The sequence below is a fragment of the Flammeovirga yaeyamensis genome, from assembly GCF_018736045.1.
GTDB lineage: Bacteria > Bacteroidota > Bacteroidia > Cytophagales > Flammeovirgaceae > Flammeovirga > Flammeovirga yaeyamensis.
This window is the reverse complement of sequence record NZ_CP076132.1, coordinates 87,521-104,198: the sequence shown is the minus strand read 5'-3', so window position 1 is coordinate 104,198 and position 16,678 is coordinate 87,521. Positions and strand designations below refer to the sequence as shown.

The 16,678-nt window shown below is 34.4% G+C and carries 14 protein-coding genes; 9 read left to right on the top strand and 5 right to left on the bottom strand.

Features of this window, described 5'->3' with window-relative positions; translation table 11 throughout:
• Window positions 1-441 precede the first annotated feature (441 nt).
• Window positions 442-840 (top strand): inner membrane protein YiaA, encoded by a 399-nt coding sequence (gene yiaA / locus KMW28_RS00380; protein ID WP_169665820.1) that lies wholly within the window; start codon window positions 442-444, stop codon window positions 838-840.
• A 67-nt stretch (window positions 841-907) separates the two neighbouring features.
• On the opposite strand, the gene KMW28_RS00375 is transcribed toward yiaA, so the two are convergent.
• Window positions 908-1,657, bottom strand: a complete 750-nt coding sequence (locus KMW28_RS00375; RefSeq protein ID WP_169665818.1) for an SAM-dependent methyltransferase — start codon at window positions 1,655-1,657, stop codon at window positions 908-910.
• A gap of 329 nt (window positions 1,658-1,986) precedes the next feature.
• Between KMW28_RS00375 and metG the strand changes: the two genes are divergently transcribed.
• From metG to KMW28_RS00360, 3 genes are all read left to right on the top strand, one after another.
• Window positions 1,987-4,050: a methionine--tRNA ligase gene (gene metG, locus KMW28_RS00370; RefSeq protein WP_169665816.1), complete on the top strand. Its 2,064-nt coding sequence runs from the start codon at window positions 1,987-1,989 to the stop codon at window positions 4,048-4,050.
• 108 nt (window positions 4,051-4,158) lie between these two features.
• Window positions 4,159-4,383: a hypothetical protein gene (locus KMW28_RS00365; protein ID WP_169665814.1), complete on the top strand. Its 225-nt coding sequence runs from the start codon at window positions 4,159-4,161 to the stop codon at window positions 4,381-4,383.
• Entirely contained in the window at window positions 4,367-5,041 is a 675-nt protein-coding gene (locus KMW28_RS00360; RefSeq protein ID WP_169665812.1) for a hypothetical protein, read from the top strand. The genes KMW28_RS00365 and KMW28_RS00360 overlap by 17 nt, the downstream gene beginning before the upstream one ends.
• A gap of 235 nt (window positions 5,042-5,276) precedes the next feature.
• On the opposite strand, the gene KMW28_RS00355 is transcribed toward KMW28_RS00360, so the two are convergent.
• From KMW28_RS00355 to KMW28_RS00345, 3 genes are all read right to left on the bottom strand, one after another.
• Entirely contained in the window at window positions 5,277-6,305 is a 1,029-nt protein-coding gene (locus tag KMW28_RS00355) for a linear amide C-N hydrolase (RefSeq protein ID WP_169665811.1), read from the bottom strand.
• 120 nt (window positions 6,306-6,425) lie between these two features.
• Window positions 6,426-7,865: an aldehyde dehydrogenase family protein gene (locus KMW28_RS00350; protein WP_169665809.1), complete on the bottom strand. Its 1,440-nt coding sequence runs from the start codon at window positions 7,863-7,865 to the stop codon at window positions 6,426-6,428.
• Between the two features lie 143 nt (window positions 7,866-8,008).
• Entirely contained in the window at window positions 8,009-8,176 is a 168-nt protein-coding gene (locus KMW28_RS00345) for a hypothetical protein (RefSeq protein ID WP_169665807.1), read from the bottom strand.
• Between the two features lie 267 nt (window positions 8,177-8,443).
• On the opposite strand from KMW28_RS00345, the gene fahA reads away from it, so the two are divergent.
• From fahA to KMW28_RS00320, 5 genes are all read left to right on the top strand, one after another.
• Window positions 8,444-9,694, top strand: coding sequence for a fumarylacetoacetase (gene fahA / locus KMW28_RS00340; RefSeq protein ID WP_169665805.1), 1,251 nt, complete (start codon window positions 8,444-8,446; stop codon window positions 9,692-9,694).
• Between the two features lie 150 nt (window positions 9,695-9,844).
• Window positions 9,845-10,555, top strand: a complete 711-nt coding sequence (locus tag KMW28_RS00335) for a hypothetical protein (RefSeq protein ID WP_169665803.1) — start codon at window positions 9,845-9,847, stop codon at window positions 10,553-10,555.
• Window positions 10,556-10,801: 246 nt separating this feature from the next.
• Window positions 10,802-12,034, top strand: coding sequence for a hypothetical protein (locus tag KMW28_RS00330; protein ID WP_169665801.1), 1,233 nt, complete (start codon window positions 10,802-10,804; stop codon window positions 12,032-12,034).
• Window positions 12,034-13,080, top strand: coding sequence for a PorP/SprF family type IX secretion system membrane protein (locus tag KMW28_RS00325; protein WP_169665799.1), 1,047 nt, complete (start codon window positions 12,034-12,036; stop codon window positions 13,078-13,080). The genes KMW28_RS00330 and KMW28_RS00325 overlap by 1 nt, the downstream gene beginning before the upstream one ends.
• A gap of 691 nt (window positions 13,081-13,771) precedes the next feature.
• Window positions 13,772-14,590, top strand: a complete 819-nt coding sequence (locus KMW28_RS00320; RefSeq protein ID WP_169665797.1) for an energy transducer TonB — start codon at window positions 13,772-13,774, stop codon at window positions 14,588-14,590.
• 130 nt (window positions 14,591-14,720) lie between these two features.
• Here the strand turns inward: KMW28_RS00320 and KMW28_RS00315 are convergent, their stop codons facing one another.
• Window positions 14,721-16,358, bottom strand: coding sequence for a C45 family autoproteolytic acyltransferase/hydolase (locus tag KMW28_RS00315; protein WP_169665795.1), 1,638 nt, complete (start codon window positions 16,356-16,358; stop codon window positions 14,721-14,723).
• Window positions 16,359-16,678 lie beyond the last annotated feature (320 nt).

Here is a 16,678-nt window from a genome sequence, read left to right as displayed (position 1 = left end):
TTTTGCTTCAGAAGTTCCTTAAATAGTTTCTATTTGTTTACCTTTAGAAAGTTCACTCTAAGTTTTTAATATTCAACCTAAAAAAATAAATTACCTGCTACCTGCTACCTGCTACCTGCTACCTGCTACCTGCTACCTGCTACCTGCTACCTGCTACCTGCTACCTGCTACCTGCTACCTGCTACCTGCTACCTGCTACCTGCTACCTGCTACCTGCTACCTATTTTATTATCAAATGTTAAATAATGAGTGAATATTCATTTTTTGTTAAACATTTCACAACCTATTTTATTTTGATGCGTTGGAAAGACCATACAAAAAATCAAGATGAAATTAACATTACTCTTTCAAGCATCTTGATTTATCAGGCTGATTACTAAATGGTCTGATTTTAAACGGCAGCATACCAAAGCTGTTGATTTTTCACGAAACTAATGAATTATGAGTGCTAAACCATCTAATGCCTACATCGCTTCTTCTTGGATTGCTTTTGCTGTTGGACTAGGAGGATATTTAATTGGTCTTTTTAGAGCTGAAATGTTATTGAATGAGAAAGGTTATTATTTAACTGTTATCCTTTTCGCACTGTTTTCAGCGATTTCCGTACAAAAATCTGTAAGAGATAAAGAAGAATTTATACAGGTTTCTAACTTGTATTACGGATTAAGTTGGTTCTCTTTAATTGCTTCAATTGCATTATTAACCATAGGATTATTTAATGCTGATATCTTACCAAGTGAGAAAGGTTTTTATGCCTTTGGTTTCTTGTTGAGTATTTTCGGAGCGATTACTATTCAGAAAAATACTAGGGATACCATCAGTTATCAAAATAGTAACTGATAAGTATCAAAAAATAAGGCGTCGCATAATGTGACGCCTTTTTTTGTGAATTATTTCGTAATTCTGTTTATATCTTTTCAACCACAAAGATCATTCGATCAGAATTTTCTCTATCAAACTTATTCAGTTGATAATCTCCGTAAGTGTGAACAATTTTTAGATTTACTGCTTCAAAAAGGTATCTGAAATCTTTATTTTTCAACGCTTCTACCCTTTCTGTGAATAAATAGTCCTTTCCTTCATCAGTAAAAGCAATTTCTTTCATTACGTGGCGATTTTTCAAATACTTATGCACATAGAACGTCATTTCTTGTCGATTAATCTCCTGTTTTTCCGGAAGACTGTTGATGACTTTATAAGTATTGAAATAATCGAGTACAAATTTACCACCTTTCTTTAAACTGTGAGCAATCATTTGTAATGCTTGAAGATCTTCTTCTTCTGTTTCAAAATAGCCAAATGATGTGAATAAGTTGAAGATATAATCATATTCTTCTTCCTTATACAACTCTCTCATATCGTGGGTATTGAACTTCAAAGTATCGTTTTCAAATTGCTTTGCGTAATGTATACTTTCTGTGGATAAGTCAATACCTTCCACATCATAACCTAGCTTATTTAAAAAGATAGAATGTCTTCCTTTTCCACAAGCTAAATCAAGAACTTTATCGTTTGCTTTTAATTCGAGATGAGTAGACAATACTCTCATAAATTCCTCTGCTTCCTTAAAATCTCTATTGGAATACAGAATATGATAATATGGTGTGTTGAACCATTGGTCAAACCATTCCTCGCCTTTATGTATCGCCTTTTTCATAAGTAATTAATATGTTTCTTAGGTAAACGCAAAAGTAAGGCAATTGATTTATTGTGCAAACAAATATTAGTAACTAAAGAAGTATGAAACTGAAGAACTAAGAAACTAAGGAAAGAAGAAATGAAGCCACTATGGAGAAATTGATGTTGATTTACGGTTTTATTAGGATGGTTTTAAGGCTTAGATTCAATAAATCGTTTGATTTATCAAAACATCTGTTATTCAAAGGGCAAACAAGTGATAAACTTCTTCAAATTCTTTAACTTTGCCATCGACTTTGTCGATCGGTACAAAAAGTCGTTGGATCTGTAAAAACTAGAAGACACTACATGTCAAAACATTATAATAGATACACAGTAACTGCAGCATTACCTTATGCGAACGGCCCTCTTCATATTGGGCATATTGCTGGTGCATATTTGCCAGCTGATATTTATGTTAGATCATTGCGTCAGAAAGGAAAAGATGTCGCTTTTATTTGTGGTAGTGATGAGCACGGTGCGGCCATTACAATTAGAGCCCAAAAAGAAGGCATTACTCCTCAAGACATTATTGATAAGTATAACAAGCAGATTGGTGATACTTTTGAGAAGTTCGGTATCTCTTTCGATTTGTTCCATAGAACATCCTCTCCTATCCACCATGAAACAGCACAAGACTTTTTCAAGAATTTAGAAGAGAAAGGACATTTTGAATTAAATGAGTCGGAACAATATTATGATGAAGAGGCAAAACAATTCTTAGCCGATCGTTATATCATGGGTACTTGTCCAAATTGTGGCAATGATAGTGCGTATGGTGATCAGTGTGAGAAATGTGGTACTTCTTTGAGCCCGACAGAATTAATCGATCCAAAATCGACGATTACTGGAGCAACTCCTACCTTAAAAACGACTCGTCACTGGTACTTGCCAATGAACAAGCACGAGGATTGGGTACGTGAGTGGATTGTTGAAGGTACTTTAGACGGTAGACCTCACCATGATCCTAAAGAGTGGAAAAATTCTGTAATGGGTCAGTGTAAGTCTTGGATCGACCAAGGTTTACAGCCAAGAGCGATGACCAGAGATTTGGATTGGGGTGTGAAAGTTCCAGTAGAAGGTGCAGACGGAAAAGTATTGTACGTTTGGTTGGATGCTCCTATTGGTTACATCTCTGCGACTAAAGATTGGGCCGCTAAAGAAGGTAAAAACTGGGAAGATTACTGGAAGAAAGCAGATACTAAATTGGTACACTTTATTGGTAAAGACAATATCGTATTCCACTGTATCATTTTCCCTATTATCTTGAAAGCACATGGCGACTTTATTCTTCCTGATAACGTCCCTGCCAATGAGTTCTTAAACTTAGAGGGTGCTAAATTATCGACATCAAGAAACTGGGCCGTTTGGTTACACGAGTACTTGGAAGATCTACCAAATAGAGAAGACGAGTTACGTTATGTGTTGACATCCATTGCTCCAGAAAATAAAGATTCAGAGTTTACTTGGAAAGATTATCAAGAGCGTGTAAATAACGAGTTGGTAGCTATCTTGGGTAACTTTGTCAACAGAGCCGTTGTATTAACGCACAAATACTTTAAAGGTGAAGTACCTGTAGCAGGTGAGTTTACTGAAATGGAAGAAGGCATCATTAAAGAGATGAAAGAACTTCCATTGAGAGTGGAGAAATTAATCGAGCAGTACAAATTCAAAGAAGCTTTAATTGAAGCAATGAAATTGGCTCGTTTAGGTAATAAATACTTGGCGGATACTGAGCCTTGGAAATTGTTTAAGCAAGATCCAGAATTGGTAAAAACTATTCTGAACATGGCACTTCAAATTGCTGGTAACTTGGCGATCACTATCGATCCTTTCTTACCAAATACTGCGAAGAAGATCCAAAACATGTTAGGAATGGAGTCATTGGATTGGAATCAAGTGGGTAATCCAGAATTGATTACAGCTTATGACCGCCTTGCTCCTGCAGAGTTGTTGTTCAGCAAAGTTGAGGACAAAACGATTGAAGCTCAAATTGAAAAATTAGAGAAAACAAAAATCGCTCAACAGCCTGTTGAACCTCAAAAAGAGGAAACATCATTCGATGATTTCCAAAAAATGGATATCCGTGTAGGTACTATCCTTGAAGCAGAGAAAGTGAAGAAAGCGAAGAAGCTTTTAAAACTTACAGTAGACACTGGAATCGATAAAAGAACGATTGTAAGTGGTATTGCTGAATTCTTTGCTCCTGAAGATATCATCGGAAAACAAGTTTCTGTTTTAGTGAACTTGGCTCCAAGAAAAATCAGAGGTGTAGAATCTCAAGGAATGATTTTGATGGCAGAAGACAAAGACGGTAGCTTATCGTTTATCTCTCCAACAGGACAATTGTCTGAGGGATCTATTATTAGATAAGGTATATATCTTTAAAAATATAAGGAGTAAGTGGGAAGGTTTTTGACTGATCACTTACTCTTTTTTTTGTATGTTTATGATATACTAATCAACAATAAACTAAACGAAATGGGAAAAGGATTTGATTGGCTAGTGAATTTCATATTCGCAATGGCCGGAATTTCATTTTTTATGTTGGCTTACTACGATTGGAAAAGTGGGGTCGACTTTTCTGAAAATGCAAAATTAGGTGGTTTTTGCTTTATTCTTTTAGGAGTGAAAGTAGGTTTAAAAAAGCTTACTTCAAGAAACCGTAAGGATAGAGATCAACGATTTAATGAAAGAAATAAATAAGGTGTATTCAGTAACAGAAATATATTCTTTAAGGGAAGAAGGGAAATATCAGGAAGCTTTTATAACAGCTAGACGTTTGTTGGAATTGGCTCCCGAAGATGAATCCTTACAAGCCGCTATGGCTTGGGTACTCTACGATATGTTGAAAGTCGCTTTGGAAGAAGACAATGCTGATTCTTTCGAAGAGCTTTTTTCTGTATTCGTAGATTATGTTCCTGGTGAAGCAGATAAACTTCAGGTGTCTGGTTCAAGACTTCTATATCAGATGGTGATGAAATTATTGGAGGAACAGAAGTTCGCCAAAGCCAATGATTTGATGATGCTGATTAAGAATCTAAAATTCCATCCCGATCTAGAAAAACCAAAAAGTTATTACTCTTTATTAGAAGCTGCAATGGCGTTTAACCAACAGCTCCCAAATTTCTTAGGTTTTATGAGGATATGGAGGCTATCCAATCTTCTACCTAAACATTACCAACAATATGGGGAGAACATGAGCATTGCAGAACGTGCATATTGGTTGGTGGGACAACATCTCTTGATACAAAAAAGTCAGGTACCTGAATTAGTAGCTGCTTATGTGAAACAATTGGATGAGCTATTGGAAAGAGCACCGAGGTTTCATCATGTGAGGAAGTTGGTGGAGAAACTTAGGTAGGTAATAATTTTTCAAGTAATAATTAATAGGTAATAACTAATAAGTTTGGTTCGTCTACACTGGCGCAAATGTTAAGTGAGACGTCATTTGCGCCTAAAAAACTTTAGAGGTCTCCCGACCTCGTGTTTGGTAATTTGTACGTTATTCATATAAAAAGATGAGGCTGTATCATTTTGTAGTGGTACAGCCTCATTTGTGTTTATGATCTATTTTCAGTCAAAAAGAAATTAATTCTTTATCGAACATTATTGATTTTAATATCCTTGTACTCGCTTTGAGTTCTATAAATATCTTGTGTTTGATAAGCCACCGTTGCGAAATCAATCGCATTGACATCTACTTTTCTGATATCCATGTTATCATATGTTCTGAAGTGATATACTTTATTTTTTACATCAATTACTGTAGAATACCCCGTCATTTGAGGTTTTTCATCAACAAATCTCCAATAAAGAGAACCTTGTACTATTTCTACAGAATTGACCATAGCCCATGCTCTATTGATTGCATCAAAATCAGTTTTTACACGAGTTAAATCTTGAGTATAATTCAGAGCAACTAATTGTTGGAAACGTCCCTGAGGGGTTCTATCAAATCCCATAAAGTTTTCTTCAGAAAAAGTAGTTGTTCCACTTTCTAAATCACCATTAATAAGAGACATTGCCATTAATTCTTGAGTTGGATATCTTGGATCGTTCGTCATCACTCCTAGTTTATTTTCATAAATTTCTGGAGTTCCTTTTCCATTGATGTATTCAACAACTACAGATCTTTTACCATCTGTAATCGCGAAGTGTATTCCAAGTTCGATATCTTTCATTAATGATAATTTCGAACCTTCTACCTTAGTTTTTTTAAGTAATTCAATAGCTTCATCCACACTTTTCGCATTACCCAACACATAACTTACCACTTGTTGTTGGTTAATATCTCCTTCACCAACCGGAGCATAATTACTTTCAAATAAAGCGAGTGCTTCAATATTCAATCCATGTTCATTTAATCCAGAACTCATTAATCCTGTATTTCCATGTTCTATACCTGTAAAGCCATATTTTACTTTGAGGTTATAAAAGTTATAGTCTCTAGGTACAATTACGATTTGCTCTGCTAATTCCACAGGAAGCTCCATAGTTCTCCCTATATAAGTATTGCCGTTTGCATGAAATTTAAAGAAAGAACAGGCATTTGCACTTGAGCTAAAAAGCACGATAAATACAGTTAAAACTGATAATACCTTTTTAAAATAATTAAAACCTTTCATATCTATTATTGATTTATTGTATTCATTAATAGAAGGGAAAAGCGAAAATAAAATCCCTAAAAAAAGGTTGAATCATTCAGTAATGAAACAACCTTATAAAGAGATTTAATATTTTATTTTTTAGAACTTTTTGATGATAAAATCCAACAGCTTGGATGCCAAATCACCATACGGAGGATAGATAGGTTTGATACCCGTCATCCCCACTCTATTTTTAAGAATAGCCCTTTGATTACTGAATCCCATAAATCCATAGATACCATGCGATTTACCAATACCACTATTGTTTACGCCACCAAAAGGCAGTTCAGGATTATTGATATGAAGTACAGTATCGTTAATAGATGTTCCACCCGCAGTGGAGTGATGAATAACATATTGTATATCTTTTTTCTTTTGACCGAATACATAAAGTGCCAGAGGTTTCTCTTTAGAAGCGATATATTCTAAAGCTTCATCCACATTTTTGTAGGTTTTGATCGGTAGGATGGGTCCGAAAATCTCTTCCTGCATAATCAGCATGTCGTCGGTAACGTTGGTGAGTAATGTAGGAGGAATATATCTTGTTTCCTCATGCATTTCACCGTTCATCATTACTGTAGCCCCTTTTTCGGCAGCATCGTTAATTAGATGTTGCAAACGGATAAAATGTTTATTGGATATAATTCTGGCAAAATCCTTCGAAAGTTCGATTACTTCACCATCCGGAGAATAAAACTCGTTAATGGTATTTTGCATTTGATCGACAAATTCAGCTTCCGATTCTTTTGGAACTAAACAGTAGTCGGGAGCAATACAAGTCTGTCCGGCATTGATAAACTTACCCCAAGTAATTTTATCGGAAGCATCTTTTAAATCGGCATCATTTAGTACGACTGTAGGCGATTTCCCTCCCAATTCTAAAGTAACAGAAGAAAGATTCTTTGATGCCGCATTCATGATCACTTTCCCCACTTGCGGACTTCCGGTAAAGAAGATATGATCGAATTTAAGTTCCAATAATTTTGTTGATGTTTCCACGCCACCTAACACCACTTTCACTTCATTATCAGGAAAAAGATCCTTTATCATTTTCTCAATAAATAAAGAAGTATTTGATGATATCTCGGAAGGTTTTAATGCCACCGTATTTCCAGCAGCAATAGCGTAAATTAATGGCCCCATTGCCAGGTAGAAAGGATAGTTCCACGGGGAAATAATCAAACAAGCTCCTTTTGGTTCGTATATCACCTTTGAAGAAGTACCCAACATACTAATAGGAGTTCCCACTTTATTTGGCTTCATCCATTTCTTCAGATTCTTTCTTGCATGTCTTAAAAGACCAAGTGTAGAAAGAATTTCTGTTGCATCCGTTTCTATCGGATTCTTATTAAAATCTTTATGGATTGCATTTTGAATATCAGATCGGTGATCAAGAATATACTTCTCCAGGAGTTTCAATTTCTTGATTCTCGTTTTGGCAGTCGTATCCTTAATGCCTTGTCTATTCTTCTTTAAATGAATGAATATATCTTCAATATTTTGAATGTTCTGATCTGAAGTAATAATTGCATTTTCCATAAAAGTAGGTGTTTGTACTATTGTTGAAATCAAATAGCTAATTCGATGGTATGTATCTAATTAACTTAAAAAAAATAGAATTCACAAAATGAATAATGGATAGTTAATTGAATAACCAAAAAATACGATCAAGAGTTTAATATTTACTTTTTGATATTCTGAATGAGGATCTTCACGAAACTACCAACGATTAAAAATAAACCAATAAACTTTAAAACAGTCACGATGGTATCGGCACCGAATTGTACCTTGATAAAGGTAGAAGCAATAATAAACAATGCTCCAATTAGTAAAAGTAGTTTAGTTGACATACTATTTCAATTGATAAAAAATGATAAGTAATTCTCTTCAACAAATATAGGTAATGATTTATTGGATTAGGAGATTTCATAAATCAACATCAAATAAATTGATGAACAATAAAAGAAGACGATATTCCCTTAAACTAAAGTATAGGAATGAAGTTATTTTAGCATCAAGATTTAAATATTTCAACTTCCTGCTTATTTTAGGGAAAATATTTACAACGACACAAACACAGGATCTTAAAAAGATCGACCAAACCTATAAACACATCTATGATAAACAAAACACATCAACCTGATGCAAAGTCTTGGGTAGACGTTCCTGAAGGATCGGACTTCCCAATTCAGAACCTACCTTATGGTATTTTTTCAACGAATGACCATCCTCAAAAAAGAGTAGGCGTAGCTATTGGACATCAAATACTTGATTTAGAAAAAGCAGCAAAGCACTTATCTATTGCTGATAAAAGTGTTTTTTCATCAGAAGTATTGAATGATTTTATGGCACTTGGAAAAGAGGTACATCAATCCGTTAGAACCGAACTATTTGATTTACTATCCGAAGGAAACACAACAATTGATGCTTCTTATCTAGTCAATCAAAGTGATGCAACACTTTATATTCCTATTCAGATCGGCGATTATACCGACTTTTATTCATCAGAAGAACATGCTACTAACGTAGGAATTATGTTTAGAGGAAAGGACAATGCATTAATGCCGAACTGGAAACATATTCCGGTGGGGTATCATGGCAGGGCTTCTTCTATTGTGGTATCGGGAACAGATTTACACAGACCAAAAGGACAAAAGATGCCTCCTAATGCCGATGCACCCGTTTATGGACCATCGTCTCGAATGGATATAGAATTAGAAATGGCTTTTGTGGTTGGTAAATCCACTGCTTTGGGAGATACTGTAGAAGCAGAAGAGGCAGAAGATTATATTTTTGGAATGATGCTGTTTAACGATTGGTCGGCAAGAGATATTCAGAAATGGGAATATGTTCCATTGGGACCATTTCTGGGTAAAAACTTCGGATCGACGGTTTCTCCTTGGGTCGTAACGATGGAAGCTTTAGCTCCATTTAGAGTAGCTGGACCAGAACAGTCGCCTACCCCACTTCCTTATTTACAAACAACTGGACCGAGAGCATTTGATATTCAATTGGAGGTAAGTTTACAGCCGGAAGGATTGGCTCCTCAGGTAATTTGTAACTCTAACTTTAAATATTTGTATTGGAGTATGAGTCAACAATTGGCACATCAAACAGTCAATGGCTGTAATTTAAACGTAGGTGATATGTGTGCATCTGGAACCATATCGGGACCAACGAAAGACAGTTTTGGTTCTTTATTGGAGTTGACGTGGAATGGCACAGAACCGATTACATTATCGGATGGATCTCAGAGAACATTCTTGGAAGATAACGATACGATTATCATGAAAGGATGGTGTGAGAAAGACGGACTTCGAATTGGTTTTGGCGAAGCTACTGGGAAAATATTACCCTCTAAAAAGTAATATTTTTTATAAGAATAGTACTTTTTTCGCTAATTCTATAGAATAACATACTGTAAAACGAAGAATGATTTATTGTGGCATCAGTATTGGGAATTAAAAATCGAGTTTAGATTTTCCCCAATATTTGAACTACAATAAATCATTTTTTATATGTACTGTACGAAACAACTACTAATAATTTCAGCACTTTTTAGTGCCGTCTTTTTTTCATGTGATAAAAAGGATAAAGCAACTTCTTCTGATCTAGTTTATGAAGAAATACCAGTAAAAGAGAAGAAAAAAGAAGAGGTAAAAAAAATCGTCAAAAAAGAGAAAAGTAAACCTATTGATGTTCGTTATTTCATTCAGGAAGGAACGGAATTATCTGCTACTCCTACAAAGCCAATAAGTACCGAAAAAGTATCTACAGGCGATATTGTAGATCTTAGATTGGATAAAGCAATCATAAAAAATAGAAAGGAAATTGTACCTAAAGGGACAAAAGTAAAAGCCAAAGTGGTATTGGCTCAAAATCAAAAAAAATTAATTGGTCGTTCGAAACTTCATTTAGAGCTTGAGTCATTAGAAATGAAAGGTAATTCATATGCATTATCTTCTAATGTGGTAAAGTTCGAAGGAAAAAGTAATACAGGAAAAACATTAGCCAAAGCAGGAGCAGGAGCAGCAGCGGGTACAGGTGTTGGAGCTGTAAGTGTAAAAGAAGATAAAGGAAAAGCAGCTGGAATTGGAGCAGCTGTGGGTGCAGCCGTGGGAACCGGTACAGCACTTCTTCAGAAAAAAGAAGCCATTGTTGTGGAAGAAAGTATTCCATTTACAACGAATTCAGAAACAAGGATAGTGGTGCAAGTCACACCGTATTAATTATAATCATCTGACTTTTTAAAGTAAGAAAACTATCTAAGGGGAAAATCAAAAAAACGTAGTCAATATATTGGCTGCGTTTTTTTATACTTTCAGCATTCTCACTGAAGTGAAAAGATCGTATTAAATTCTTATATTAGATAACACCATAGTTTGTTAAGCCTGTTTCAAATATTGAAATAAGGCATATGTTTTGATAAACTTGATATTGAATACTATCATTACTTTTCATTGTATTAATAATTAATGAAATACTATTGCTTACTACTTCTACTTCTGATAAGCGTAACTACTTTTGGTTTTGATATACAATCCAATCCTTCCGCTTTTTGTATTTATGAAGCCGATGATGTGAGAGAAATTATTCTCACAGTAAATCATGAGGCCGGGCAATCGTATCATTCTATTTCTGGTATTAATCAAATTGGTGTATTAGGAAATGTAGTGAGTGCCTCACCTACCGAAACAAGAATAGGTATTGATATTACTGATGCGTTAACTGCTCGTGTGCATCAAATAACCGTTGAGATGATAGATAATATGTCTCAAGTAACTTCAAATACTGTGGAAGTAGATGTGTTTGATGTAATAGAGAGAATCTTAATATTCAATCCCGATGAGGATTTAATTTATACTTGTCATCAGCTCAACATCAATTTTAAAACAACAGGAGATATTGTTACAAAAGAAGTAGTAAGGATATATGTGAATGGTAATTTTTTTAGAGAGCAAGCATTAACGATAGAAAATAATATAGGTACACTCTCTAATCTAATTATCGATAGACCTTTGGAAGACTCCCTACATTTTGAAATGTTTTTAGAGTCGTCTAGAAATTCATCTTGCTTAAAGAATAGAACTATTGATGAAATAAGTGTGGTTCCACCTCAACCTAAAGCTTTTATTTCATCCAATTATTCTTCTTGGACGGAGGAATATGGGCGATTGATATTTTATGCAGATAGCTCTATCAATACTGATCAACATAATTGGCAAGTGTATGAAGACAATCAGCTTATTGATGAATTTACCTTAGAAAGTGATGAAGACTTTGAATATACCTTTTCAACATCAAATTATGATAAAGCCAACACCTCCTCATTTAAAGATTATTCGGTGGTACTTTCGGCTACAGATGCAAGTGGTGGGCAAGTATGTGATGACGGAAAAGATACCCTTCAGCTCATTAAAGTAGATTATTTTCCTAGAATAAAAGTACCCACGGCTGTTTCCTTACATCCATCCGCTTTTGAGGATAGTCACTTTAAGATTAAAATAAGAGATCAAATTACCTTTCAGGATTTTAAAGTAGAAGTGTATTCAGAAAATCAGAATCGAGTATTTTCTTCAGAAGATCCCCTTTTTGTTTTTGGAGATGATGAAGAGCTTACGGATCAGTTTTACACCGCTATTTTTTCTATTGTATATACCGACGGCTTTTCCGAAAGTTTTAAATCCACCTTTATCGTTACTCCCTAATGAAGTATTTATTCATCATCATATTGCTCGGTGGTTTTAGAGGAGTATTCGCTCAAGATGTTCCTTCAGGAAACCCTTTTTGGTTAAATTCAGTACAAAACCCTGCCTTGTTGTCGACATCAGCCAATAAATATAAGGCCGCAGTGAGGTATGCTGGATCGAATCAGAAGTATAGTTATTTCAATGCAGGAGCAGAAGTTGGTCTATTACCAAAACAAGGAGAGAATACTTGGGGTATTGGCATGAATTATCAGCAAATTAAATATCCACTCCTTTCGGAGACATCCAATGAAAGCATTATCAATTATCAGAATATAACCTTACCTATATCCTATGTGATTCGAGATCGTAATTACGGGTTTTCCATGGGATTATCCTTAGGATATGAACAATATAGTTTAGGTGATGAAATTGGGGTATACTATAGTCAGTTAAACCCAAATAACGCTCAAAATGCTTCATCCCCCTCCTATTCATTAAATAGTCGTACAGAAGGAACAGTTGATATTGGAGTTGGATTAAGTTATTTCACCCATGAGCATTTTATAGTAAGTTTCTCTGCAAAGCATTTACAACACCTCCTAAAATCTGAGGATGAGATTAGCCTTTTTCAACAGCATTATCCATTAATAGAGACTTTCGGACAATATATATGGAGTAACCCTTTAAGTAATAATGCCTTTATTACAACGGCAGGGTATGTTTGGAATAAGAATAGTCAGAGAGGATACCTTTCTGCTGAACTGAAATTGGAAATCATCAAATTCGGAGCAGGTTGGACGCCTTTTTATCAAAATGAACGATTGGAACACTTTGGCTTCGTTTCTTCATCAATTGCTATCCCCTTCGGCGAGAAAGCCTCTTTAAATAGAAGAGGACGAATTATGAAGTCATCAGATAATATCACATTGAATGTATTGTATTACCCTACCGTAGATCGGTCGACCTCCATTTATCCTATTTTAGAATTTACTCTTGGAGTGAACTTATCAAAAGACAGTTATATGGATAGATTGGGGAAGTATGCGACTTTGCCGAGAAACTAGGGGATGTGGGATGTGGGATGTTTGATGTGAGATGTTTGATGTGGGATGTTTTTTGGGAAGTTTGAGGGAATATGGAATAAGTAATAGGTAATAAGTAAGAGGTAAATTAAATAATGCAGACCTTTTTCATTAACTAGAATATTATTAAAGCTTACATTTTTAAGAGGTGATGTAACCCCTCTGCTTCCAACAAGTGGATATAAGTCAATATATAATGTATTGATAAATGATAAACCTATTTGAAATATTCCTCCTTAAAGAGGTGGTGAAACCCCTCTGATTCCTGTAAGTTATATAATCAGCTTAAGTATTTCTTGTTAACTTCTTCTTCTATTAAGATGAGTAATATATTTTATTAATATTCCGTTAATTTTAAATTTACACGAATTTTATACTGAGTTGTATTTTGTTTTTGATATAAATTTTCGACTATGTGACTGATTAACATTTTTTATTTTAAATTATTTAAGACGATTCCTAAAATCGATGTTAATCAATGTAAATTATTACTGTTTTGGTGTTAAGTTCATAAAAACCGTTGTCATCCCTCCTACTTATCTTCTACATTGGAATATGCAATCTGAGATAGATGAAAATTATTTTTCTTCTGGCTTAGCTGCTAAGAGGCCTCTTTTCAATAAATCTGTTCACCAGGAGATATATTTTGTATATCTCTACAAATCACATGATTATGATTGAAATTTTAAAAACTATTGGACTAGAAGGAGTATTGATTGCCTTCGTTGTTACGCTTATTGGTATGATTCAAGTTTTCCGGGTGGTGATCCGGAGGCGTGAAGAAAGACCTCCCCGGATCGATCAAGACGAATTGATTAAAAAGTATGATAATGTCAATCTAAGTAAGTTTACTAATTTCTTTAGACTGATTGGTGTATCTATGGCGATGATCACTGTATTTGCAGCTTTTGAGACGCCTACTTCCAACACCGTTTTAATGAATCTAGATGATTATGAAAGAATGGATCCTTCTGAATACGATAGTATTGTTGATATTGATATTATCAAACCTAAGGTACAACCAAAAAAGATTTTCATTCCTGAAAAGATTGAGGTAGTCGATAATAATGAAGATTTACCAGATATTGACATCGATATTCAAGAATTTGATACCGATACTGAAATTGAAGTCATCGAAGATGATTACACTGATGAACCTGATGAGGAAGTTACAGATTATATCCATGATGTAGTTCAGAAAAAAGCAGAGTTCAGAGGAGGTGTTGGTAAGTTCTATAAGTTCTTGAGCAAATCGATTAAGTATCCAAAACAAGCAATGAGAATGGGTGTAGAAGGAAAAGTCTATGTTCAATTTGTTGTTGGAAAAGATGGTAGCCTTACCGATTTTAAAGTGGTAAAAGGCTTAGGTGCAGGTTTGGACGAAGAAGCTTTAAGAGTTTTAAAGATGTCTCCAAAATGGACTCCAGCAGAGCAAAGAGGAAGAATCGTTCGTCAGAGAATGGTAATTCCAATTTCATTTAAAATAAATTAGTAATTGCCTATGCAGTAAAAATATATTTGGGAATTGACTATCATCAAAAATTCTCAAAACTGTAATCAAAAAAATTCTATGTTTAGTTGATAGATCTAAGCATAGAATTTTTTGTTTGGGTCAACATCAATTAATAATTGATGCTGTAGAGTTTCTTTTCAATCTTATTTTTCAGATCTATCGAACTCACCTCTTTACTTAAAGCAATTCGATAATTAATTTCAGCCATATCCCAATCTTGTAATTTGGTGTAATAATCCCCGAGGTGTTCGTAAGTTTCGAAAGACTCTGGGTTCAAGCGTTTAAAGTGCATCAACTCTTTATCTTTAAAAGGCTCGTCTTGAGGTCTCCATTTTGAGATTAATTCTACAAATGATTTATAGGAATGATAGTTTCTATATTCTTGAGAGTAGATAAATTCTGCTTCTGAAAGTGTGTGTTCTTCAGAGGCAAGAGAATGTTTAGGAGAATTGATATTCGAAAAAACAGAATCTAAGTTGTAACAATAATATTTTCCTAACTGACGATGATGTGTTGACACCCACATTTGTCGGGTTTTGGGCTTAAATATTACCGAGTGATGTAAATTAAGGGCATTGATCGATTTATGATTACCAAAACCAATTGTGGTGTTTTCAAATCCTTTTGTATCTCTTAGAATACTGGCTACAGTGTTTACATCAAAAGAAGATTGGTTATAGATAAGTTCTTTCAATCTTATGGATTTATAATAGGTAGCGTGATTTAAGTCGTAGATCTCCCCTTCACTTAAGCGAGTATTCTGTAAATGATTTGTAGCGACCAAAGCATCGTCTGAAGTAAGATGAATAGAATCTACACCTGTCGGAGTCATTTCAATTAATACAGCCGAGGAATCAAAAGCCGAGGAAACTAAAAAACTTTCAATCACATAACTTTTTTTGGTTAATGCAATGTTATAGGCTTCATCTGCCGTCATGGCGTACTGAAGAATTTCTCTTCCAATGATAGAAACAGGGTATGTAGCATTGGTCGGGAAGTCAGATTTTATGGGGTGTGTTGAAACTGTTAATCCCATCTCGTTCATTCCTGTTACCGTACCAATAAATCCCCCCCAAGTAATAGAAGCAAACTTAAACCCTTCATCAGGCTTGACAAAATGAATAATTTTTTCTCTCTGAAAATCTTTATTTATATCATATTCAAAGTTTCTTCCGATAAGCACTCCATTACCGTTGGTATGTTGTGGACTTATGGCAAAAGAAACGGAACTATTCAATTCGACATCATCAAAGCTTCTTTCTAAATCATACAAACCATGATAGTTTAATACCCTTTGATAATTATTACCAAAAGGAGCATATTCTTTTTTAGCATGTTGCGCTAACCCGTAGATCTCTTCTTTATACTCAGGAAGTATATTATTGTCTACATGTCGATGAAATAAAGAATGATATAAACGTACTCCAAGATCGGAATTAAAAGGAGAGTGTTCTATAATTTTAGATATAAACGCTTCTTCGTGATCATGAAATAGTTCTTTGGTTAGTACTCCTGTGGCATAACCAATATCAAATGGACTACCTTCTGTATACAACTCCCATAAACCATCTTTTTGTTTTGAAATGAAGTTTTTATGATATACGAAGTGTCCTCTTCCTAAAGAATCTAATTGATACTGAGCAATGCTGTCATCATCAATAAATGGTTTAGGTATAAATAGCCAAGAATGGGTCCAAGTCAGTAATAAAGCGATCAATAATATTGAAGCGATAATCAGTTTTCGCATGGGAAAAAATAGGTTTTAAGTAACATCTACAAAAGAAAGGATTGATTATTAATATCAAATTGAGGTTTAATATAAATGTCATAGCTGTTAGAAATAATTATTTAAATGATAATGAGTCTATTAATTATAAAATAAAATATTTTTCATTACATGGATAAACTTGGATAATATCTTTCTCAATATATAACTATTCTAATATTGATATTTAAAAGGGCTATTTATAGTTGAAATATGGATATCACTTTACATAGGTTGTAAAAACATGCTGGAATTAATTTTCTACCTCTTTGGTTATATAAACGAATGCAAAAATTACAAGC